Here is a 21,584-nt window from a genome sequence, read left to right on the forward strand (position 1 = left end):
CTCCGCACATGCGGGAGCTCTCGCCGGTCCTCATCGCCAACCGCGGCGAGATCGCGATCCGGGTCGCGCGCACCGCGCACGCGCTCGGCCTCGCGACGGTCGGCGTCATCACCGGCGCCGACCGCGACGCCCATGCGGCGCACGCCGACGCGGTCGACGTCTGCGTGCCGGTCGCGTCGTACCTCGACGCGGACGAGCTGCTGCGGGCGGCGCGGGCGGCCGGCGCGCGCAGCGTCCACCCCGGCTACGGCTTCCTCAGCGAGAACGCGGCGTTCGCGCGGGCGGTCACCGAGGCCGGGCTCACGTGGATCGGCCCGCCGCCGGAAGCGATCGAGCTGATGGGCGACAAGGGCGCCGCGAAGGCCGCGGCGACCGAGGCCGGCGTGCCGGTCGTCCCGCCCGGCGACGATGGCGGCTACCCGGTGATCGTCAAGGCGCTCGCGGGCGGCGGCGGCAAGGGCATGCGCGTCGTGCGTTCGGCCGAGGAGCTCGACGACGCGATGGCCGCGGCCAAGCGCGAGGCGCTCGCCGCCTTCGGCGACGACCGGGTGCTGGTGGAGCGCTACCTCGAGCGCCCGCGCCACATCGAGATCCAGGTCCTCGCCGACCGCCATGGGACGTGCGTGCACCTCGGCGAGCGCGAGTGCTCGCTGCAGCGCCGCCACCAGAAGGTCGTCGAGGAGGCGCCCTCCCCCGTCGTCGACGCCGAGCTGCGCGCGCAGATGGGCGAGGCCGCCGTCGCGCTGGCGCTCGCGTGCGGGTACGAGGGCGCGGGCACCGTCGAGTTCATCGCGACCGGCGACGCGGGCGAGTTCTTCTTCCTCGAGATGAACACCCGGCTGCAGGTCGAGCACCCCGTGACCGAGCTCGTCTACGGCGTCGACCTCGTCGAGCAGCAGCTGCGCGTCGCCGCCGGCGAGCCGCTCGCGCTGGCGCAGGACGCGCTCGTCCCGTCGGGCCACGCCGTCGAGGCGCGGCTGTACGCCGAGGACCCCGCCGCCGGGTTCCTGCCCGCGACCGGCACCGTCCGGACGTACCGCGAGCCCGACCTCCCCGGCGTGCGCGTCGACTCCGGCGTGCGCGCGGGCAGCGAGGTCGGCACGAGCTACGACCCGATGCTCGCGAAGGTCATCGCCTACGGCCCGGACCGCCCGACGGCGCTGCAGCGCCTGGACCGCGCGCTCGCCACGCTCGACATCGCCGGCATCACGACGAACGCGGCGTTCACCCGCGAGCTGCTCGCGCGCGACGACGTCCGCGCCGGCGAGCAGGACACCGGCCTGCTCGAGCGCGTGCTCGCCGAGCTGACGACCGCCCCGCCGGACGACCTCGTCCCCGCCGCGATGCTCGTCGCCGCGGGCACCGCGACGCCGCCCGGCCCGTGGCGCCGGCGCCTCGCCGACGACCTCGGCGACGCGCGCGTGCACGACGGGCGCGTGACGGTCGGCGACGCGTCGTGGAACGCCGCGGTGCGCTTCGACGGCGACGGCTGCGCGCGCGTGACGCTCGACGGGATCGAGCGGCGCTACGTCGTCGCGGTCGACGGCGAGGACGTGTGGATCGGGCGCGACGGCCACCACATGGAGGTGCGCGCCGCGCGGCGGGCGCGGTCCGGCGAGGCGCGGCCGAGCGGCTCGCTCGAGGCGCCGATGCCGGGGACGGTCCTGCAGGTGCGCGTCGGCAACGGCGATCAGGTCGAGGAGGGCGACGTGCTCATCGTGCTCGAGTCCATGAAGATGGAGCTGTCGATCGCCGCGCCGCACGCCGGCACCGTCGACGGGCTGGACCTCGCGGAGGGCGATCGCGTCGAGCGCCGCCAGCCGCTCGTGGCGGTGACGCCCGCATGAGCTACCGCGACGGGCACCTCGAGCTGATCGCCGACCTCGAGCAGCGCCTGGCGCGCGTGCGCGCGGGCGGCGGGCAGAAGGCGGTCGACCGCCATCACGAGCGCGGCAAGCTGCTCGCCCGCGAGCGCGTCGAGCGCCTCTGCGATCCGGGCACCCCGTTCCTCGAGCTCTCCCCGCTCGCCGCGGAGGAGCTCTACGACGGCGCCGCGCCCGGCGCGGGCATCGTCACCGGCATCGGCGTCGTCAACGGCCGGCGCGTCGTCGTCGTCGCCAACGACGCGACCGTCAAGGGCGGCACCTACTACCCCATGACCGTCAAGAAGCACCTGCGCGCGCAGGAGGTGGCGCTGCACAACCGGCTCGCGTGCGTCTACCTCGTCGACTCCGGCGGCGCGTTCCTGCCGATGCAGGACGAGGTCTTCCCCGACCGCGAGCACTTCGGCCGGATCTTCTTCAACCAGGCGACGATGTCGAAGCTCGAGATCCCGCAGATCGCCTGCGTCATGGGGTCGTGCACGGCGGGCGGCGCGTACGTCCCGGCGATGAGCGACGAGACCGTCATCGTCCGCGAGCAGGGCACGATCTTCCTCGGCGGCCCGCCGCTCGTGAAGGCCGCGACCGGCGAGGTCGTCACGGCGGAGGAGCTCGGCGGCGGCGAGGTCCACGCGCGGATCTCCGGCGTCGTCGACCACCTCGCCGAGGACGACGACCACGCGCTCGACATCGTCCGGCGCATCGCCGCGACGCTGCCCGAGGAGCCCGCGCCCCCGTGGCACCGGCTCGCGCCGCGGCCGCCGATCGGCGATCCCGACGACATCCTCGGCCTCGTCCCGCTCGACCCGCGCCAGCCCTACGACGTGCGCGACCTGCTGCGCCACATCGTCGACGGCGGCGAGCTGCAGGAGTTCAAGGAGCTCTACGGCGAGACGCTCGTCTGCGCGTTCGCCCACCTCGACGGCCACCCGGTCGGCATCCTCGCGAACAACGGGATCCTCTTCAGCGAGTCCTCGCTGAAGGGCGCGCACTTCATCGAGCTGTGCGACCGCCGCGGCATCCCGCTGCTCTTCCTCCAGAACATCTCCGGGTTCATGGTCGGCCGCGACTACGAGGCGGGCGGCATCGCGAAGGACGGCGCGAAGCTCGTCACCGCCGTCTCCACCGCACGCGTCCCGAAGATCACCGTCGTCATCGGCGGCTCGTACGGCGCCGGCAACTACGGCATGTGCGGCCGCGCGTACTCGCCGCGGTTCCTCTTCATGTGGCCGAACGCGCGGATCAGCGTCATGGGCGGCGAGCAGGCGGCGACCGTCATGACCGAGGTCGGCCAGGCGGAGACCGGCGCGCAGCTCAAGGAGCAGTACGAGCGCCAGGGCAAGCCCGTCTACTCGACCGCGCGCATCTGGGACGACGGCGTCATCGACCCGCGCCAGACGCGCACGGTGCTCAGCCAGGCGCTGGCGGCCTGCGCGAACGCCCCGCTCGGCGAGCTGGGCTACGGCGTCTTCCGCATGTAGGCATCGAAGCGCGCCCAACATGGGCACCGGTGCCGATGCCCGGGACGGCGAAGCGGACGAGCCTCCGTGGCGACCCCCACCCCACGGAAGGAGCCGCACCATGTCCACCCGCTTCGCCGTCGCCGCCGTCCTCGCCGGCCTCGCCGTGCCCGCCGCCGCTCCGGCGGCCACCCCCGCTCCGTACAGCGCCAGCGGCTTCGGTCAGATGACCGGCATCGAGCAGCTGCAGTCCATCGCCGCCCAGACCGGCGGCGGCCACCTCGCGATCATCAGCGGCAAGCGGTACGTCCGCATGCCGAGCGGCAAGCTCGTCCGGCTCCGCTAGCGGCCGCCCTTGATGGCGAGCGGCCCGAGCGAAGAGGATGAGCGCATGACGGCCAACCTGCTTGAGCGGTCGGAGGAGCTGGCCGCCCTCGGCGCGACCCTCGACGCCGCGGCGGCGGGCGACGGTTCGCTCATGCTGGTCGCCGGCGAGGCGGGCGCCGGCAAGACCGCCCTCCTCGACGCGTTCTGCGCCGCGCACGACGCGGACGCGCACGTGCTGCGCGGCGCCTGCGAGCCGCTCTTCACGCCGCGTCCGCTCGGGCCGCTGCTCGACGTCGCCGAGGCGGTCGGCGGGTCGCTGGAGGAGCTCGTCGGCGCCGGCGCCCGGCCGCACGACGTCGCGCTCGCGCTGCGGCGCGAGCTCGGGCGCGGGCGCCCGACGGTCCTGGCCCTCGACGACGCGCAGTGGGTCGATGAGGCGACGCTCGACGTGCTCCGGCTGCTCTCCGGGCGCCTCGACGACGTCCGCGCCGTCGTCCTCGTGGCCTACCGCGACGATGAGCTCGACCGCTTCCACCCGCTGCGGATGGTCCTCGGCGAGATCTGCGCCCGGCGCGCGGTCACGGCGCTGCGGCTGCGCCCGCTGTCGGTCGATGCCGTCGCGGCGCTGGCCGCGGGGCACGACGCCGATGCCGCCGAGCTGCACGCGCAATCGGGCGGCAACCCGTTCTTCGTCACGGAGGCGCTCGCGGCCGGTGGCGGCGCCGTTCCTCCACGCGTGCGCGACGCCGTGCTCTCCCGGGTCGCTCGCCTGACGCCCGCGGCGCGCGACGTCGTCGAGGCGCTCTCGATCCTGCGCCCCGACGGCGAGTCCTGGATGCTCGAGGCGATGCTCGACGCGACCCCGGCCGCGCTCGGCGAGGCGGTGGCGGGCGGCGTCGTGACGAGCGCCGCGGGCCGCATCGCGTTCCGGCACGAGCTCGCGCGGCAGGCCGTCGAGGACGGGCTCGACGACGTCCGGCGCACGTCGCTGCACCTCGCGGCGCTCCGCGCGCTCGCCGCGCCGCCGACCGGGCGGCCGGACCTCGTGCGCCTCGCGCACCACGCCGACGCGGCGGGTGAGCCGGAGGCCGTCCTGCGATTCGCGCCGAAGGCGGCGGGACGCGCGTCGCTGCTCGGCGCCCACCGCGAGGCGGCGGCGCTGTACGGCTCGGCGCTGCGCTTCGCCCCGGCCCTCCCGCTCGAGGCGCGCAGCCGGCTGTTCCAGGGCCGGGCGCTCGAGTGCTTCCTCGTGACGCAGTTCGACGCCGCGCAGGACGCGCAGCGACGGGCGCTCGAAGCGTGCAGGGAGCTCGGCGACCGGCGCCTCGAGGGCGGCGCGCTCGGGTTCCTCGCGCAGCTGACCTGGCAGACCGGCTCGCTGGACGAGGCGCTCGGCCACGCGCGCGACTCCGTCGCGATGCTCGAGGAGCTCGAGGTGGGCGGCGAGCTGGCGGCGGCGTACGGCCTGCTGTCGATGCTGCTGCTCGCCGCCGAGGATCCCGTGGCGTCGATGCCCTACGCGCGGCGCGCGCTCGACGTCGCCGAGCTGAGCGGCGACGGTGCCGAGGCGCTGCGCGCGCAGCGGCAGGTCGCGTGGGTCGACATGTTCGAGCGCCGGCCGGGCGCCGTCGAGGAGCTCGAGCGCTGCATCGAGCGCTTCGAGGAGGCGGGGCTCGAGTCCGACGTCGCGATCACGCACGTGGTCATCGCCCGGACCGCCGGGCGCCATCGCCTGCGCGAGATCGCCGAGCGGCACGTCCGGCTGGGCCTCGAGTACTGCGACGGGCGCGACTTCGACGTCTGGCGCTACTACCTCATCGGGTGGCAGGCGAGGCTGCGCGCCGACGGCGGCCAGTGGGACGAGGCGGCGCGCCTGGCGGGCATCGCGTTGAACGAGCCGTGCCCGTTCGCCCGCATCCATGCGCTCAACGCGCTCGGCACCGCCCGCGCGCGGCTCGGCGACCCGGCCGCGTGGGAGCCGCTCGACGAGGCGCTCGAGCTGGGGCTGCCGCGCAAGGAGCTGCAGTGGATCGCGCCCATCGCCGCCGCGCGGGCAGAGGCGGCGTGGCTCGAGGGTCGCGACGCCGACGCGGTCGCCGCGACGGACCTCGTGTTCGAGTGGTCTGCCGCGGCCGGCTCGTCGTTCACGAGCGAGCTGCGCTACTGGCGCCGGAAGGCCGGCGCCGATGCCGCCCTCGACGAGCCGCCGGCCCGGGACGACCCGTTCGGCCTGGGGGTGGCCGGGGACTGGGAGGCGGCGTCGGCGTGGTGGACCGCGCAGGGCGCCTCGTACCACGCGGCGCTGGCGCTGACCGACGCCGACGACGTCGACGCCGTCCGGCGCGGGCTGGCGCGACTGCAGGAGCTCGGCGCCCGCGCAGCCGCGGCGAGGGTCGCCCGGCGCCTGCGCGAGCAAGGCGTCCGGGGGCTGCCGCGCGGCCCGCGGCAGCGGACGCGCAGCAACCCCGCGGGGCTGACCGCCCGCGAGGCCGAGGTCCTGGCGCTGCTGACCGAGGAGCTCACGAACGCGGAGATCGCCGCGCGGCTCGTCGTCTCCCAGCGCACGGTCGACCACCACGTCTCGGCCGTGCTGCACAAGCTCGGCGTCCGCAACCGCCATGCCGCGGCGTCCGCCGCCGCCGACCTCGGCCTGGTGCCGGACGACGCGCGCTCGTCCTGACCGCGGTCAGCCCCGCCGGCGAGCGGCCAGCAGCCGCGTCGTCTCATCCGAGACCGGGGCGGCGAGCAGCGCCGTGACGAGGTCGATGAGGTGCGACGTGTAGAGCCGCTGGTCGGCGCCGCGGTCCTCGCGGGCGCGCTGGGCGAGCGAGATGTGGGTGAACTGCATCGCGGTGAAGCGGCGGTGCAGCTGCAGGCCCGATGACGTGATGAGCGGCTCGACCATCGTGCGCCAGCGGAACGTGCTGTCGGACGGGTCGGCGGCCGTGACCCAGCCGACGGCGGGCTCCGGACGGGTGACCACGTCGGCGAGCACCTGGAGGTAGCCGGGCGCGTCGGCGAGCTTCGCCGCCAGCGGGCGGACGTAGGCGGCGGCGACGTCGCGCAGGACCGGCTCCCCACGGGCCTCGATCTCGTCGAGCAGCGCGTGCCGGCGCGCCTCGACCTCCGGGCGGTGCCGTTCGAGGATCGCGTTCACCACCCCGGCGCGGTCGCGCAGGTGGTACTGGACGGCGCTCGCGTTCCGCGCGCCGGCCGCGGCGTTGATCTCGCGCAGCGACACCGCCTCCACGCCGCGTTCGGCGAAGAGCTCCTCGGCGGCGGTGATCAGGGCCTCGCGCATGAGCGCCAAGGATCATACGCGACCATTGACTTGTAATGCACATGCATTAGACTCGTCGCAGCACCACTGAAGAAGGGAACCGCGATGTCCTGGGAGTTCGTCACCGACCCGGAGTTCCAGCAGAAGCTCGACTGGGCGCGGGAGTTCGTGCGGGAGGAGATCTGGCCGATCGAGACGATCGCCAAGGAGCTGGACCAGAGCCAGCTCGACCGGATCTACAAGCCGCTGCAGGAGGAGGTCAAGCGCCGGGGCCTGTGGGCCGCGCACCTCGAGCCCGAGCTCGGCGGCCAGGGCTACGGGCAGGTCAAGCTCGGCCTGCTGCACGAGATCCTCGGCACCTCGCCGTTCGCGCCGAACGCGTTCGGTTGCCAAGCGCCGGACTCGGGCAACAGCGAGATCCTCGCGCTCGCCGGCACGCCCGAGCAGAAGGAGCGCTACCTGCAGCCGCTGCTCGCCGGCGACCTCAAGTCGGCGTTCAGCATGACCGAGCCGAACAGCGCCGGCAGCGACCCGACGACGCTGAAGACGCGCGCGGTGAAGGACGGCGACGAGTGGGTCATCAACGGCCACAAGTGGTTCACGTCGAACGGCTCGATCGCGGACTTCCTCATCGTCATGGCGGTCACCGAGCCCGACGCGCGGCCGCACCAGCGCGCGTCGATGTTCGTCGTCGACGTCGACACGCCCGGCGTGAACATCGTGCGCGACGTCCCGACGATGGAGCACCCGCAGGACGAGTTCGGCAAGCTCGGCGGGCACGCCGAGGTCCTGTACGAGGACGTCCGCGTGCCGGCCGAGGCGCTGCTCGGCGACGTCGGCGCCGGGTTCCTCATCGCGCAGCACCGCCTCGGGCCGGGGCGCATCCACCACTGCATGCGCTGGCTCGGCGTGATGCAGCGGGCGTTCGACATGCTCTGCGAGCGCGCGACGTACCGCGAGGCGCACGGCAAGGTCCTCGCCAAGCACCAGACGGTGCAGAACTGGATCGCCGACTCGGCGGCGCAGATGCAGGCGGCGCGGCTCATGACGCTGCACGCGGCGTGGCGGATGGACACCGAGGGCCCGAGCGCGGCGCGCACGGACATCTCGCTCATCAAGTTCTTCGGCGCCGAGGCGCTGAACGACGTCGTCGACCGGGCGCTGCAGATCCACGGCTCGCTCGGCTACTCGACCGACATGCCGATCGAGGCGATGTACCGCTTCGCCCGCGGCGCGCGGTTCTACGACGGCCCGGACGAGGTGCACCGCCAGTCCGTCGCGCGCCAGGTCCTGCGCGGCTACGCGCCCCCGGCCGACGGCATCCCCTCGGAGCACCTGCCGACGCGCCGCGCCGCCGCGCGCGAGAAGTTCCGCGACGTGCTGGAGGGCTCGCCCGCGGCCGTGTGAACGCGAGCGGGCGCGCGCCCGTATCCCTTGCATGACCGCGATCATGTGGTTCCGGCGGGACCTGCGCGTTCGCGATCTGCCGGCGCTCGCCGAGGCGGCGAGCGCCGACCGGATCGTCCCCGTCTTCGTCTTCGACGACCGGCTCATCACCAAGGGCCGGTTCCCGAGCCCCGCGCGGACCGCGTTCATGCTCGGCTGCTTGAAGGAGCTCGACGGGACGCTGCGCGAGCGCGGCGCGAAGCTCGTGATCCGGTCCGGTCGGCCGGAGACGGAGATCCCGAAGCTGGCCGGCGAGGTCGGCGCCGACGACGTGCTGTGGACCGCCGACGTCTCGCCGTGGGCGCGGCGGCGCGACCAGCGCGTGATCGACGCGCTCGCGGGCGCGGGCGTGCGCGCGCACGCGAGGCCGGGCGCCTGCGTCGTCGACGACCCGTCGAAGGTGCTGACGCAGCAGGGCAAGCCGTACACCGTCTTCTCGCCGTTCCGCCGCGCGTGGTCGGCCGTCGAGCGGCGCGAGGTGCTGCAGGCGCCGCGGTCGCTGACGATGCCGTCGAACGTCCGGGTGGGACGGATGCCGTCGCTGCGCGACCTCGGCTTCGACGGCGCGCCCGACACGCCGTGGGAGCCCGGCGAGGAGGCGGCGCGCAAGCGCCTGACGAGCTTCCTGCGGTCCGGTCTCGGCGAGTACGCGAACCGCCGCAACGCGCCGGCCGGCGGCTCGTCGAAGCTGTCGCCGTACCTGCGCTGGGGCTGCCTGTCGGCGCTCGAGCTCGACCGCCGCGTCGCCGCGCAGGGTGGCGCGGGTGCGCGCAGCTACCGCAACGAGATCGCCTGGCGCGACTTCTACTCGGCCGTGCTCATGCACTTCCCGCACGTCGTGCGGGAGGCGTTCCATGAGCGCTACCGCGACCTCGAGTGGAAGCCGGACCGCGACGGCGAGCGCTTCGACGCGTGGCGCGAGGGCCGGACCGGCTATCCGCTCGTCGACGCCGGCATGCGCCAGCTGCTCGCCGAGGGCTGGATGCACAACCGCGTACGGATGGTCGTCGGCTCGTTCCTCACGAAGGACCTCCACCTCGACTGGCGCCAGGGCGAGGCGCACTTCATGCGGCACCTCATCGACGGCGACATGGCGGCCAACAACGGCGGCTGGCAGTGGATCGCGTCGACGGGCACCGACCCCGCCCCGTACTTCCGGCGGCTGTTCAACCCGGTCACCCAGCAGCAGAAGTTTGACCCCGACGGCGTCTACGTCCGCCGCTGGGTGCCCGAGCTGGCGAACGTGCCCGACGAGAAGCTCGCCGAGCCGTGGACGATGAGCGCCATGGAGCAGGAGTGGACCGGCTGCGTCATCGGTCGCGACTACCCCGAGCCGATCGTCGACCACGCCGAGGAGCGACGCGTGGCGATCGAGCGCTACCGCGCCGTCGCCGGCTGACCGCGTCTGCAGGGGCAGGCTGGCGAACGCGAATCAAGCGGTTCGTGAGCGACGCCGATGAGATCCCGTGCGCCTCCTCGTCGTCGCTTGCTCCCTGCTCGTCCTCGTCGTCGCGGCCGCCGTCCCCGCCGAGGCGAGCGCTCGCCGGGCGAGCCGCTGCTCGGTGACCGTCACGCCGGCGACCGCCGCCCATGTGCACGACCGCCTGCGCATCGCGATCCGCGTCAAGCCCGCCGCCGCGCGCCCGGTGCTCGTGCAGTCGCGCTCGGGGAAGCGCTGGACGACGATGGTGGCGCGCTCGACGGCGCGCTCGGGCCGCCTCACGTCGAACTACCGGCTCTTCCGTGCGGGCACGCTGCGCCTGCGCGTCGAGGTCCCGCGCACGCGGCGCTTCCGCGCGGCGATCTGCTCCGGCGGAACGGTGACGGTCACCGAGCCGCCGGCTCCGCCCGTCGAGCCGCGCTCCTCGTTCCGCGTCGCCTACGCGCTCGCGTCGGACCAGAGCGAGGTCGCGTCGAAGCACGACGCGATCCGCAACACGGTGCAGGCCGTCGCCGGCTGGTTCGCCACGCAGACGACCGGCAACGTGCAGCCGCGGTTCGTCCGCGAGACCGGCGGCGCGGCGACCATCACGGTGGTCAGGCTGCCGCGCACGGTCGCCGAGTACCAGACGCCCGCGGGGGGAACCTCGTTCGACCTCGTCCGGCAGGACCTCGCGGCGCAGAGCCTGCCGGCCGCCAACGAGAAGCTCGCGGTCTTCCTCGACGTGAAGTCCTCCACCGGCGAGTGCGGGCGCAGCAACACGTCGCTCAGCGTGCTGTGGGAGGCGTCCTGCGACATCCACCCGCTCGCCGACCAGACGTGGCCGTACGGCGCGAGCTACCTGCTCGCCCACGAGATGACGCACGCGTTCGGCGCCGTCGCCGCGTGCGCTCCGCACCAGGGGAACGGCAGCCACATCACCGACGACCCGCGCGACCTCCTCTACGCGGGCGCGCAGCCGCGCGAGTGGTCGAACCTCATGCTCGACCCGGGCCACGACGACTACTACGCGACCGGCCGCGCGGACTGCCCGGGCATCGAGGGCAGCCCGTTCTGGACGAGGACGCAGGACCCGCTGTCGTAGGTTGCGGGGCCATGGGCCCCGACGCGCTGCTGGCCTTCGACCGCGACCACGTGTGGCACCCGTACGCGCCGCTGCCCCCGGCGCTGGCGCCGCTGCCCGCCGCGCGCACGAGCGGAACGCGGATCACGCTCGCCGACGGGCGCGAGCTCGTCGACGGCATGGCGTCGTGGTGGAGCGCGATCCATGGCCACGGCCACCCCGCGATCCGCGAAGCGCTGCACGAGCAGCTCGACCGCATGCCGCACGTCATGTTCGGCGGGCTCACGCACGAGCCGGCCGTCCGCCTCGCCGAGCGGCTCGTCGCGCTCACGCCGCCGGGCCTCGACCGCGTCTTCTTCGCCGACTCCGGATCGGTGTCGGTCGAGGTCGCGCTGAAGCTGTGCGTGCAGGTGTGGGCCGGCCGCGGGCGACCGGAACGCCACCGCATGCTCACGGTCCGCGGCGGCTACCACGGCGACACGTTCGGGGCGATGGCGGTGTGCGACCCGGAGAACGGGATGCACCGGCTCTTCACCGGTGTCCTCCCGCAGCACGTGTTCGCCGACCGCCCGCCCGACGGCTTCGACGCGCCGCTCGACGAGGCGTGGGCGGCGTCGGTGACGGAGCTGGCCGAGCGCCACGCCGACGAGCTCGCCGCCGTCATCCTCGAGCCGATCGTCCAAGGCGCGGGCGGCATGCGCTTCCACTCCCCCGCGTGTCTGCGGTTCCTGCGCGAGCTGTGCGACCGCCTGGACCTGCTGCTCGTGTTCGACGAGATCGCCACCGGCTTCGGCCGCAGCGGCGCGCTCTTCGCCGCCGAGCATGCGGGCGTCAGCCCGGACGTCATGTGCGTCGGCAAGGCGCTGACGGGCGGCGCGATGACGCTGGCCGCGACGCTCGCGACCGCAGCCGTCTCCGACGCGGTGACGGCGAGCGAGCCGGGCGCGCTCATGCACGGCCCGACCTTCATGGCGAACCCGCTGGCGTGCACGGCGGCGCTCGCGTCGATCGCGCTGCTCGAGGAGGGCGGCTGGCGCGACGACGTCGCCCGGATCGAGCGCGGCCTGGCGAACGGCCTGGCGCCCGCGCGAGAGCTGCCCGGCGTCGCCGACGTCCGCGTCCTCGGCGCGATCGGCGTCGTCGAGCTCGACCGGCCCGTCGACATGCGCGCCGCCACCGAAGCGGCGATCGCCGAGGGCGTCTGGCTGCGCCCGTTCGGCCGGCTCGTCTACACGATGCCGCCGTACGTCTGCAGCGACAAGGAGATCGAGCGCATCTGCAAGGCGATCACCGCGGCTGCGCGAAGCGCGGAACCGCGCTAAGCTGAAGCGCATACGGGCAGGCCAACCGGGCCTGCCGAAGTTCAGCAGTGTTCAGCCCGCAGTCGTTCGTCGCTCGTCAAGAGCACCCGTTGCGTCGCAGTTCACAGCACGCACACAGGAGATCGCTCACATGGCGACTGGAACCGTCAAGTGGTTCAACGACGACAAGGGCTTCGGCTTCATCACCCCCGACGAGTCAGGCAAGGACCTGTTCGTCCACCACACCGGCATCAACGCCAGCGGCTTCAAGTCGCTGCCCGAGGGTGCGCGCGTCAGCTACGACGCCGAAGCCGGTGACAAGGGGCCGAAGGCCGTCAACGTCACGACCATCTAGGTCGACGCAGCGCGCGGACACTGCGCGCACACAAGGAGGAGCACAGGATGCTCCGCATGATCTGCCGTAGCTGCCTGCGGCTGTGGGATCGCGACCGAGTGGAACACCGGTCGACCTGCCCCAGCTGCGGCGGCGCGCTCGCCTCGCGCTAGCACGCGCGACGCAGACGAAACTCGACCGGCGGCCCACGATGGGCCGCCGGTCTTCGTTTCACTCCCGTGCCCGCCCGCGCGGGCGCCCGAGGACCAGATGCGGCTCGCGCCGCAGGAACCGCTCGTGCTCGGCCGGCCGGGAGCGGGGAACGCGCTCGAAGCGCAGCTCGCCGCCGCAGCGAGGGCAGGCGCCCAGCCGCGCGAGGCCTTCGAGCATCGTCTCGCTGTACCACTCGCGGTGGCAGTGGGTGCAGCTGACCAGGGGTGTGGGGGGCATGGGGTTCGACATCCTCCGTGAGCCGACAGACAGGCAGGGCTCCAACGGCGCGCTTCCCCCGGTCTTGCGGCCACGCAGTCCCCCTCCTGGCGTTCCGGACGAACGTTCGATGCGCTGACGACATGCGGCCGGTCGGTCATATGACCGATGGCGGCCTTGGCGGGCTCGGACGTACCGTCGCGGCATGTCCGCCGAGACCACCACCGCCCCTCGCCGCTCGGAGGTCGAGCGGCCGGCCGCCCGCGGCGCCGACGAGCTCTGCTTCATGCCGGCGACCGAACTCGCGCGCGCCGTGCGCGAGGGCCGCCTGTCGCCCGTCGAGATCGCCGACGCCGTCATCGATCGCGTCGAGCGGGTGAACCCGAAGATCAACGCGATCATCCACTTCGACCCCGATCAGGTGCGGGCCGACGCGAAGGAGCTCGAGCGCAAGCAACGCGGCAGTGCGTCGCTCGGGCTGATCCACGGCGTGCCGTTCACGATCAAGGACCTGACGGCGGTCAAGGGGCTGCCGCTGACGTTCGGGATGGTGCCGCTGAAGGACAACGTCGCCGAGACCGACGCCGCCGTCGTCACGCGCCTGCGGGAGGCCGGCGGGCTGTTCCTCGGGAAGACGAACACGCCCGAGAGCGGCTACTACGGCGGCACCGACAACCACCTGTTCGGCCCGACGCACAACCCGTGGAAGCGCGGCCACACGGCCGGCGGGTCGAGCGGCGGCGCCGCGGCCGCCGTCGCCGCCGGCCTCGGTCAGCTGGCCGAGGGCTCCGACGGCGCCGGCTCGGTCCGGATCCCGTCGGCTATGTGCGGCGTCGTCGGGTTGAAGCCGTCGATCGGGCGCATCCCGCAGACCGTGCTCGAGGGCCGGTTCTACAACTGGGCCTACCACGGCCCCATCACGCGCACCGTCGACGACAACGCGCTCATGCTCGACGTGCTCGCGGGCCGCAGCATGAGCGACCCCCAGACGCTGCCCGACCCGGTCATCCCGTTCCGCCACGCGATGGAGGGCGACGTCCGCGGCCTGCGGATCGCCTACTCCGCCGACATGGGCCTGCCGACGCAGGTCGATCCCGAGGTCGACATGATCGCCCGCGCGGCCTTCGGGGCGTTCGGGTCGCTCGGCGCGGAGCTGACCGAAGCGACGCCGCCGTGGGAGAACCCGGAGGAGGCGATGTGGCACGGGATCTGGGTCCCGGGCTTCGCGTCCGAGCACGACCTCCTCGACTGGGACTCGCTGCACGGGCAGGTCGACGATCGGCTCATCGACCTCATGCACCAGGCCGAGAAGCTCACCGCCGTCGACATCGGCCGCGCCGACTCGTTCCGCGGGCACATGTGGGACACGTTCGCGGCGTTCATGGAGGACGTCGACCTGCTCGTGTCGCCGACGCTCGCGTCGGCCGCGTTCCCGCACGAGCAGTTCGCCCCGACGTGGCTCGACGGCGAGCCGCTGAGCCGGGAGCTGCTCGGCTGGCTGCTCACGTACCCGTACAACATGCTCGGCGTCCCGGCGATCACGATCCCGGCCGGCTTCACGCCGGACGGCCGCCCCGTCGGGCTGCAGATCGCGGGCAAGCTGCACGGCGACGCCGACGTCCTGCGCGCCGCGGCGTGCCTCGAGGCCGTGCGACCCTGGGGGGATCACAAGCCCGCCCTCTGAGCCGTGATGCGGCGCGCGACGCCGCTGGTACCGTCGCTCCTGTTCGCCGGGAGCGACCGTGAACCACCACGAGCGCCACCAGACCGTCGCCGGGCTCGCCGTCCTGTGCGACCCGGCGGCCGCGCCGTCCGAGCGCGCGGCCGCGGTCCTGCGCGGCCTCGCCGGCGTGGTGCCCCACGAAGCGGCCGCGGTGACGTGGATCGACCGCGCGACCGGGCGTCATGCGCTCGTCGCCAGCCGCGGGTACTCCCCCCAGCTCGTCGCGTACCTGCTGGGCCAGTTCGTCGAGCGGGACGCCGGCTGGCGGATCGCCCGCTCGCACCCGGACGAGGTGCTGTCGTGGCGCGACGTCCCCCACTACCGCCACCACGACAGCGCCCGGCACTGGTTCGTCCCGGCCGGGTACGGCGAGGGGACGTCGGTCTGCCTGCTCGACGACGCGGGCGCTCAGGTCGGCGCGGTCCATCTGAGCGTCGTCTCGCGCGAGCTGCCCGACGAGGCGCGGACGTCGCTGGACCTCCTACGCCCGTCGTTCGCCGCGTTGGCGGTCGCGCAGGCGATGCGCGCTGACGCCGGCCTGTCCGAGCGCGAGGTCGAGATCCTGCGGCTCGTCGCGGCCGGGCTGTCGAACGCGGAGATCGCCGACGAGCTCGTCGTCGCACGCCGGACCGTCGCGACGCACGTCGAGCACGTCCTCACGAAGCTCGAGGCGCGCAACCGCGCCCATGCCGCCGTCCTCGCGGCGCGCCGCGGCCTGCTGTGACAGGTCGCCCGGGCGCTCGTCGCACTCGGTTATGGTCGTGCCTTGTCGGGCGCCCATCGGATCCGCACCGTGCTGGTCACCGCCCTGGCGGCGCTCGGCCTCGCGGCTCCCGCTCACGCTGCGGACGCGAGCTGGCGCGTCGCGACGCCGTCGGGCGGACTGCAGTACTTCGCGACGGCCGACCGGCTGACGGCGGACGACACCGACGGGACGCTCGACGTGTACCAGTGGTCGTCGGGCTTCGGCGGGCTGCTCTCGCTCGTCTCCCCCTCACCGGTCAGCGGAGCGCCGCAGGGCGTGGACGTCGTCGGCGTCAGCACCGACGCGAGCGTCGTCTGGCTCAGCACGCGCGAGCGGCTGACGGCCGACGACACGGACAGCGCGCTCGACATCTACCGGCTCGTCGCCGGGGTCCCGACGCGCTTCTCGTACGGGATCGTCGGCGGCAACGGCGCGCACGACGCGATCTTCGACGCCGCGTCCGACGACGGCCAGTACCTCATCTTCTCCACGGCGGAGCAGCTCATCCCGGCGGCGGACATCGACAACGCCGTCGACATCCACGCCCGCGCCGCCGACGGCAACTTCTGGCGGGTCTCGGGCGCGCCGCAGGAGACCCAAGGGACCGACGTCGACTTCAAGGCGGCGACACCGAACGCCGGCAAGGTCGCGTGGACGACGATCGACGACATGGTGGCCGGCGACACCGACTCGGTGCCGGACGTGTACGTCAACACGCTGGGCGGCGCCACGCCGACGCAGGTGTCCGTTGGGACGAACGACGACGGGCTCAACCCCGCGACGTTCGGCGCGATGTCGGCGGACGGCAACAGCATCTGGTTCTCGAGCGCGGACAAGCTGACCGCGGACGACGGCGACAGCAGGTCCGATGTGTTCGTGCGCGCGGGCGGGACGACGACGCGGTTGTCGCTCGGGCCGAACGGGGGCGACGGCAACGCGAGCGCGACGTTCGCGGGCCTCAGCGGCGACGAGGCGACGACGTTCTTCCACACCGACGAGGCGCTCGTCACGGCGACCGATCTCGACACCGGGCAGGACGTCTACTCGCGCAAGGGCGCGACCACGCAGCACGTTTCGCGCAAGGCCTCGGGCGTGACGAACGGCTCCGTCCCCGCCACGTTCCGCGCGAGCTCCGCCGACGGCACGAAGGTGCTCTTCGACACGGTCGAGCAGCTCGTGTCCGGCGCCGGCGGCGACAGCGACGGCGGGCACCTCGACGTCTACCAGCGCGATCTCACGGCCGCCACGACGGCTCTCGTGAGCACCGACGGCGACAACGTCCTCGACGGCCTCTTCGACGCCACGTTCAACGCCGCCTCCAGCGACGGCGGACGTGTGCTCTTCACGACGGACGAGGGCCTCGCGGGTGGCGACACCGACGCGAGCCCCGACATCTACGAGCGCCAGCCGGCAGCGGCGACGACGTCGCTGCGATCCACCGCTACGCCGTCCACGTACACGGCCTTCCGCTTCGCCGCCTTCCCCGCCCTCACCACGCGGATCGTCTTCGAGACGAACGCGAGCCTGTTGCCCACCGACGGCGACGCCACACGCGACGTCTACGCGCGTGACACCTCGAGCGGCCTCCTTTCCCACGTCTCGAAGGACCGCAACCCGCCGGAGACCGCGTTCACCGCCGGCCCCGACGGCACCACGAACGACCCGACGCCGGAGTTCACGCTCGCATCCGATCCGGGCGCGCGCTTCGAGTGCAAGGTCGACGACGGCGCGTTCGCGGCGTGCGATCCGACGTTCACCATCGCGACGCCTCTGGCGGACGGCGCGCACACGGTCTCCGCACGCGCGACCGACCTCGACGGCAACGTCGACGCCACGCCGGCGCAGCGGTCGTTCACGGTCGACACGACGACGCCCCCGGCGACCGGCACGGATCCGGCTGGCGGAACCGGGACGGGCACCGGCACGGGAACGGGGACGGGCACCGGAACGGGAACGAACGACCCGCTCCTCACGCCGCTCACCGTCCGCGTGTCGGCGAAGTCGCCCCAACGCCCGCTCGCCGTGCGGCGCCGCCCCGCGATCACGCTGAGCGCCTCGTGCAGCGCGACGTGCCGGGTCAGCGCCACGGCAACCGTCCGGCTATCCAAGAAGGCGCGGCTGAGGCTCCGCACCGCCGTCGTCACCGCCACCGCCGGGAAGCGAACGACCCTGCGCCTCACGCTCAACCGCACGGCTCGCCGGCGCCTCGCCCGCGCGCTGCGCACCCGCAAGACGCGCCTGCGCGTCGAGGTCGTCGTCACCGCGCGAGCCGACACGCGAACGGCCCGCGCCACGCGCCGTCTGAGCGTCCGCCGCTAGGCCATCGGCCGAAGATGCCGATCACGGAACCGGCCGCCGTCACGACGAGACCCGCGCCGACGTCGAAGAGGTAGTGGTTGCCGGTGGCGACCACCGCGATCGCGACGACCGGCCCCCAGGCGAGGGCCAGCGCCCTGGTCCACCAGCGCCGCGCGGCGACCGCGATCGCGACACCGACCGCGGTGGCGAAGCCCACATGCAGGCTCGGCACGGCCGCCAGCTGGTTGTAGAAGACGGTCGAGCGGCCGCTCAGGGCGACCGGCGCGTGCCTGCTGACGGTGTCGGCGATGCCGATCCCGGCCAGCCGGGGCGGCGCCACCGGGAAGAGCGCGAAGATCGGCACCGCGAGCAACCAGGTGGCGAGCAGGGTGTTGCGCAGCGCCCGGTACACCCGCGGGGCGCGGCGGTACAGCCACACGAGGGCCGCGGGCACGACCACGAGCTGCGCCGCGAGGTAGACGTTGCCGGCCAGCCACGCCACCGCGGCCGAGTCGAGCGCGCGCTGCACCGAGCCCTCGACGGACATGCCGGCCGATCGCTCGAGGTCCACGATCCACCGCGCGTGCGCCCGGGCCGCAGCCAAGTCGCCCGCGAACAACCAGCGCGCGGCGTTGTAGACGACGTACGCGGCGCCGAACATGGCCAGCTGGTGGCGCCAGCTGGAGCGCCAAGGAGAAGCTGCGACCGCATCGCTCATGACGTCGGCTCGCGCCGGATCGCGAGCCCGTGCGTTCGGCCGAGGCGACCGATTAGGTACGCCGGCGGCACCACCTCGCTGAGTGCCAGCACGCCGCTCCGGCCAGTGTTGAACAGCGCCCGCGTGGCGTCGACGATCATCGGCGCCGTGATCCCGTAGATGTCGCGACCGGTTGCGACCGTCCGCCGCTCGAGCTCACCGTCGCGCACGACTGCCACGACGGTGAAGCGCGACTCCGCCCGCTCCGAGTCGCTCACGCGATCGGACGAGGGCGCGTCGGGGCTGAAGACCTCGCGGACGGTCGCAGCGGTCATGACGAGCCGGACGGTGGGCGCGTCGATGTGGCGCGACACCGTCAAGGCCTCGGGCAGCGGGTAGTCCTCCATCACCGGCTGCACGCCGAGCGGCTCGGGGTAGGCGAAGGTGCCGAACCGGGGCTCGCCGACCGTGAGCGCGACGTCGCCGTCGCGGCGCACCCACCGGCGGCCGGCCATGAGCGCCGCGGTCGCGCGTGACTGCTTCGTCAGGAGCCAGTTCTGAACGGCGTACGCAAGCGTGACCTCGACCGGGCTCTTCAGCCCCTCGGCGGTCAGCGAGGCCAGCAGATCGCCGAGCCCGCCGTAGAAGCCGACCGCGGGGACGAGCGCCACCCCGGCCTCCTTCGCGGCCGTGTCCAGGCGCTCACCGAGCGCGATCACCGGCGCCTGCTCGGCCGTGAAGTCGAGGTAGTGCGTCCCGTTCGCGATCGCCGCCGACGCCACCGGCTCGGCGCTCAGCTCGAAGGGGCCCGCGCAGTTGATGACCGCGCGCGCTCCCTCCAGGCTGCTGTGCAGCGCCCTCCGATCGTCAAGCGCCGCGACCCGCACGTCGTCGCCGTCGGCCACGCGCTCGAGTCGCGAGCGATCCCGCCCGACGAGCACGGGCGCGACCCCGTGCCGCCGCAGCTCGGTCAGCACCTGCTTCGCGGTGTGACCGTTCGCCCCGTAGACCGCGACCCGCATCACGCCGCCACCGAGGCCGGCTGGGGCGCCGCCGGCGACACCCGGGACGCGGCGGGATCGACGAAGTCGCGCTGGCGGACGAGCACGAACGTCGCGACCGCGGCAACGAACGCCGTGACGGCACCGACGAGCAGGATCTCGTTCAGCCCATCGACGGTCCCGGCGTGGAGCTGCGCGCGCGTCGCGACATGCAGATGCCCGGCGAAGATCGTGCCGAGCGCCGCGACGCCGGTCGCCGTGCCGACCTGGCGGAACGTGTTGTTCACGCCGGACGCCATGCCGGCGCGCGCCGGCTCGACGATGCCGATGGCCGTCGCCGCGAGCGGCACGTTGACGAAGCCGGCGCCGGCGCCCGCGACGATCATCCCGGTCAGCAGGTGCGTCCACTCGGACTCCACCGTCAGGCCGCGCATGAGCAGCATCCCGGCGCCGATCAGCACGAAGCCCGGAGCGATCATCGCGCGCGCCGGCACGCGCTCGCTCGCACGCCCGGCGATCGCCGACGCCACGAAGATCGCGCCGGTCAGCGGCAGGAACCGCACACCGGTCTGCGAGGCCGACAGGCCGAGCGTCTGCTGGAAGTAGATGACGATGTACGTGATCACCGAGACGATCGAGCCGTTGACCGCCAGGGCCGCCAGCAGCCCCCCGCCGAAGGTGGGCTTGCGCAGCAGCGTGAGGTCGAACATCGGCTCTCGCTGCAGCCGCTCGACGACGACGAAGGCGGCGAGCAGCACGACCGCGATCGACAGCGACGCGACGACCGTCGTCGAGCCCCAGCCGTCGGGCTCGCTGCGGATCAGCCCGAAGACGAGCCCCGCGAGCCCGCCGCTGAACGTCAGGAAGCCGAGGAGGTCGGGCCGCTTGGCGAACGGGTTGCGCGACTCCTCGATCCGGGTGAGCGTGAGCAGCAGCGCGATGGCGCCGACCGGGATGTTGACGAAGAAGATCCAGCGCCATGACAGGCCGCTGGTCAGAGCGCCACCCAGGACGGGGCCGATGGCGGCGCCCATGCCGGTGACCGCGCCGAGCGCCGCGAAGGCGACGGCCCGGTCGCGGCCGTCGAAGGCCTGCGCGATGAGCGCCAGCGACGTGGCGAACATGATCGCCCCGCCGACGCCCTGGCCGGCACGCGCGGCGACGAGGAACCCGGGTCCATCGGCCAGGCCGCACGCGAACGAGCCGGCGGTGAAGATCGAGAGGCCTATCGCGAAGAACAGGCGCCGGCCGAGCAGATCGGCCAGCGATCCGGCGGTCAGCAGGAACGCCGCGAGCGTCAGCGCATAGGCGTCGATCGTCCACTGCAGATCCGTCAGCGACGCGCCGAACGCGCGCTGGATGTCCGGCAGGGCGACGTTCACGATCGTGAGGTCCAGCAGGAGCATGAAGACGCCCGTGCAGACGGCGATCAGGGTCCACCACTTTCGGTCCATCGTGGTCTCCTTGGGGTCGGAAGGGGTCACCCCAGAAGGACGCTGCGCGAGCCGGGCATGTGACATCGCGGACGTACGTCACACAGCTGCGCCTGTCACGGCGCGGGCCGCAACCGTGTCACCCAGTGAGCAACCGCACTACGCCCACTGGGAGAACGTCACATGACCACGCACACGGCCGGCGCCGTCGAGGGGCCCACCATCGACACGACCCGCTGGCGGATCGATCCCGCCCGGTCGACGATCGAGTTCCACGCCAAGAGCTTCTGGGGCATGACGACCGTCACGGGCCGTTTCCGCCGGTACCACGGCACGCTCGACCTGACCGCCCGGCCGGCGATCGAGCTCACCATCGAGGCCGACAGCCTCGACACCGCGCACGAGAAGCGCGACGCGCATCTTCGCTCGGCCGACTTCTTCGACGCCGAGGATCACCCGTACGTGCGGTTCGTCTCCGAGAGCGCCGCGCTCCGGGGCGACGAGCTGCACGTCCGGGGCCGCCTGCGTGCCCGCGGCAGCAGCGTGCCGCTGGAGCTGCAGGCGACGCTCCGGCGCGCCGGCGACGAGCTCGAGCTCAAGGCCACGACGCACGTCGATCGCAGGCAGCTCGGCATGACGTGGAACATGCTGCGCATGGTCCGGGCGTCGAGCAAGCTGACCGTCACCGGCCGCCTGGTGCGCGACGCCGGGTGATCGGGCGACCGG

At 73.5% G+C, this 21,584-nt stretch carries 18 protein-coding genes; 13 read left to right on the forward strand and 5 right to left on the reverse strand.

What is annotated here, in order from left to right; all coding sequences use genetic code 11:
• Positions 1-8: 8 nt before the first annotated feature.
• The 4 genes from AC1UE4_RS13325 to AC1UE4_RS13340 all read left to right on the forward strand — a co-directional run bounded on the left by AC1UE4_RS13325 (position 9) and on the right by AC1UE4_RS13340 (position 6,347).
• Positions 9-1,847 carry an acetyl/propionyl/methylcrotonyl-CoA carboxylase subunit alpha gene (locus AC1UE4_RS13325; RefSeq protein ID WP_482917715.1) on the forward strand — a complete coding sequence of 613 codons (1,839 nt, stop codon included), beginning with the start codon at positions 9-11 and terminating at the stop codon, positions 1,845-1,847.
• On the forward strand, positions 1,844-3,361 hold the full coding sequence (locus AC1UE4_RS13330; protein WP_482917716.1) for a carboxyl transferase domain-containing protein: 1,518 nt from the start codon (positions 1,844-1,846) through the stop codon (positions 3,359-3,361). The genes AC1UE4_RS13325 and AC1UE4_RS13330 overlap by 4 nt, the downstream gene beginning before the upstream one ends.
• 100 nt (positions 3,362-3,461) lie before the next feature.
• Complete coding sequence (locus AC1UE4_RS13335) at positions 3,462-3,686, forward strand: hypothetical protein (RefSeq protein WP_482917717.1); 225 nt, start codon at positions 3,462-3,464, stop codon at positions 3,684-3,686.
• A gap of 45 nt (positions 3,687-3,731) precedes the next feature.
• Positions 3,732-6,347: a helix-turn-helix transcriptional regulator gene (locus tag AC1UE4_RS13340; protein ID WP_482917718.1), complete on the forward strand. Its 2,616-nt coding sequence runs from the start codon at positions 3,732-3,734 to the stop codon at positions 6,345-6,347.
• Between the two features lie 6 nt (positions 6,348-6,353).
• On the opposite strand, the gene AC1UE4_RS13345 is transcribed toward AC1UE4_RS13340, so the two are convergent.
• Positions 6,354-6,968, reverse strand: coding sequence for a TetR family transcriptional regulator (locus AC1UE4_RS13345; RefSeq protein WP_482917719.1), 615 nt, complete (start codon positions 6,966-6,968; stop codon positions 6,354-6,356).
• A gap of 84 nt (positions 6,969-7,052) precedes the next feature.
• On the opposite strand from AC1UE4_RS13345, the gene AC1UE4_RS13350 reads away from it, so the two are divergent.
• The 5 genes from AC1UE4_RS13350 to AC1UE4_RS13370 all read left to right on the forward strand — a co-directional run bounded on the left by AC1UE4_RS13350 (position 7,053) and on the right by AC1UE4_RS13370 (position 12,553).
• Complete coding sequence (locus tag AC1UE4_RS13350) at positions 7,053-8,354, forward strand: acyl-CoA dehydrogenase family protein (protein ID WP_482917720.1); 1,302 nt, start codon at positions 7,053-7,055, stop codon at positions 8,352-8,354.
• A 31-nt stretch (positions 8,355-8,385) separates the two neighbouring features.
• Positions 8,386-9,792: a cryptochrome/photolyase family protein gene (locus AC1UE4_RS13355; RefSeq protein ID WP_482917721.1), complete on the forward strand. Its 1,407-nt coding sequence runs from the start codon at positions 8,386-8,388 to the stop codon at positions 9,790-9,792.
• 67 nt (positions 9,793-9,859) lie between these two features.
• Positions 9,860-10,918, forward strand: coding sequence for a hypothetical protein (locus AC1UE4_RS13360; RefSeq protein ID WP_482917722.1), 1,059 nt, complete (start codon positions 9,860-9,862; stop codon positions 10,916-10,918).
• Positions 10,919-10,929: 11 nt separating this feature from the next.
• The gene (locus tag AC1UE4_RS13365) at positions 10,930-12,219 is read left to right on the forward strand and encodes an adenosylmethionine--8-amino-7-oxononanoate transaminase (protein ID WP_482917723.1); all 1,290 of its coding nucleotides are present in this window, start codon (positions 10,930-10,932) and stop codon (positions 12,217-12,219) included.
• Positions 12,220-12,349: 130 nt separating this feature from the next.
• Positions 12,350-12,553, forward strand: coding sequence for a cold-shock protein (locus tag AC1UE4_RS13370; protein ID WP_482917724.1), 204 nt, complete (start codon positions 12,350-12,352; stop codon positions 12,551-12,553).
• 210 nt (positions 12,554-12,763) lie between these two features.
• Here the strand turns inward: AC1UE4_RS13370 and AC1UE4_RS13375 are convergent, their stop codons facing one another.
• A complete protein-coding gene (locus AC1UE4_RS13375) occupies positions 12,764-12,982 on the reverse strand; it encodes an SIR2 family NAD-dependent protein deacylase (protein WP_482917725.1) in 219 nt (72 codons plus the stop codon).
• 265 nt (positions 12,983-13,247) lie between these two features.
• Between AC1UE4_RS13375 and AC1UE4_RS13380 the strand changes: the two genes are divergently transcribed.
• From AC1UE4_RS13380 to AC1UE4_RS13390, 3 genes are all read left to right on the forward strand, one after another.
• Entirely contained in the window at positions 13,248-14,645 is a 1,398-nt protein-coding gene (locus tag AC1UE4_RS13380) for an amidase (RefSeq protein WP_482918244.1), read from the forward strand.
• 58 nt (positions 14,646-14,703) lie between these two features.
• Positions 14,704-15,408 (forward strand): helix-turn-helix transcriptional regulator, encoded by a 705-nt coding sequence (locus tag AC1UE4_RS13385; RefSeq protein ID WP_482917726.1) that lies wholly within the window; start codon positions 14,704-14,706, stop codon positions 15,406-15,408.
• A 69-nt stretch (positions 15,409-15,477) separates the two neighbouring features.
• Positions 15,478-17,748 (forward strand): Ig-like domain-containing protein, encoded by a 2,271-nt coding sequence (locus AC1UE4_RS13390; protein WP_482917727.1) that lies wholly within the window; start codon positions 15,478-15,480, stop codon positions 17,746-17,748.
• On the opposite strand, the gene AC1UE4_RS13395 is transcribed toward AC1UE4_RS13390, so the two are convergent.
• Genes AC1UE4_RS13395 through AC1UE4_RS13405 form a run of 3 tightly spaced genes read right to left on the reverse strand, consistent with a single transcriptional unit; the run spans position 17,687 to position 20,879 of the window.
• Complete coding sequence (locus AC1UE4_RS13395; protein ID WP_482917728.1) at positions 17,687-18,445, reverse strand: phosphatase PAP2 family protein; 759 nt, start codon at positions 18,443-18,445, stop codon at positions 17,687-17,689. The genes AC1UE4_RS13390 and AC1UE4_RS13395 overlap by 62 nt on opposite strands.
• Positions 18,442-19,446, reverse strand: coding sequence for a saccharopine dehydrogenase NADP-binding domain-containing protein (locus AC1UE4_RS13400; protein WP_482917729.1), 1,005 nt, complete (start codon positions 19,444-19,446; stop codon positions 18,442-18,444). Before AC1UE4_RS13400 ends, AC1UE4_RS13395 begins: the two co-directional genes overlap by 4 nt.
• Positions 19,446-20,879, reverse strand: coding sequence for an MFS transporter (locus AC1UE4_RS13405; protein ID WP_482917730.1), 1,434 nt, complete (start codon positions 20,877-20,879; stop codon positions 19,446-19,448). The genes AC1UE4_RS13400 and AC1UE4_RS13405 overlap by 1 nt, the downstream gene beginning before the upstream one ends.
• A 162-nt stretch (positions 20,880-21,041) precedes the next feature.
• On the opposite strand from AC1UE4_RS13405, the gene AC1UE4_RS13410 reads away from it, so the two are divergent.
• Positions 21,042-21,572, forward strand: a complete 531-nt coding sequence (locus AC1UE4_RS13410; protein WP_482917731.1) for a YceI family protein — start codon at positions 21,042-21,044, stop codon at positions 21,570-21,572.
• Positions 21,573-21,584 lie beyond the last annotated feature (12 nt).

It is taken from the genome of Parviterribacter kavangonensis, from assembly GCF_056863335.1.

Bases quoted from the DNA above. Each gene is read 5' to 3' on its own strand.
- AC1UE4_RS13350 (WP_482917720.1), top strand. From the start codon at position 7,053: ATGTCCTGGGAGTTCGTCACCGACCCGGAGTTCCAGCAGAAGCTCGAC.
- AC1UE4_RS13325 (WP_482917715.1), top strand. From the start codon at position 9: ATGCGGGAGCTCTCGCCGGTCCTCATCGCCAACCGCGGCGAGATCGCG.
- AC1UE4_RS13405 (WP_482917730.1), bottom strand. From the start codon at position 20,879: ATGGACCGAAAGTGGTGGACCCTGATCGCCGTCTGCACGGGCGTCTTC.
- AC1UE4_RS13410 (WP_482917731.1), top strand. From the start codon at position 21,042: ATGACCACGCACACGGCCGGCGCCGTCGAGGGGCCCACCATCGACACG.
- AC1UE4_RS13330 (WP_482917716.1), top strand. From the start codon at position 1,844: ATGAGCTACCGCGACGGGCACCTCGAGCTGATCGCCGACCTCGAGCAG.
- AC1UE4_RS13335 (WP_482917717.1), top strand. From the start codon at position 3,462: ATGTCCACCCGCTTCGCCGTCGCCGCCGTCCTCGCCGGCCTCGCCGTG.
- AC1UE4_RS13345 (WP_482917719.1), bottom strand. From the start codon at position 6,968: ATGCGCGAGGCCCTGATCACCGCCGCCGAGGAGCTCTTCGCCGAACGC.
- AC1UE4_RS13380 (WP_482918244.1), top strand. From the start codon at position 13,248: ATGCCGGCGACCGAACTCGCGCGCGCCGTGCGCGAGGGCCGCCTGTCG.
- AC1UE4_RS13340 (WP_482917718.1), top strand. From the start codon at position 3,732: ATGACGGCCAACCTGCTTGAGCGGTCGGAGGAGCTGGCCGCCCTCGGC.
- AC1UE4_RS13395 (WP_482917728.1), bottom strand. From the start codon at position 18,445: ATGAGCGATGCGGTCGCAGCTTCTCCTTGGCGCTCCAGCTGGCGCCAC.
- AC1UE4_RS13400 (WP_482917729.1), bottom strand. From the start codon at position 19,446: ATGCGGGTCGCGGTCTACGGGGCGAACGGTCACACCGCGAAGCAGGTG.
- AC1UE4_RS13365 (WP_482917723.1), top strand. From the start codon at position 10,930: ATGGGCCCCGACGCGCTGCTGGCCTTCGACCGCGACCACGTGTGGCAC.
- AC1UE4_RS13375 (WP_482917725.1), bottom strand. From the start codon at position 12,982: ATGCCCCCCACACCCCTGGTCAGCTGCACCCACTGCCACCGCGAGTGG.
- AC1UE4_RS13355 (WP_482917721.1), top strand. From the start codon at position 8,386: ATGACCGCGATCATGTGGTTCCGGCGGGACCTGCGCGTTCGCGATCTG.
- AC1UE4_RS13370 (WP_482917724.1), top strand. From the start codon at position 12,350: ATGGCGACTGGAACCGTCAAGTGGTTCAACGACGACAAGGGCTTCGGC.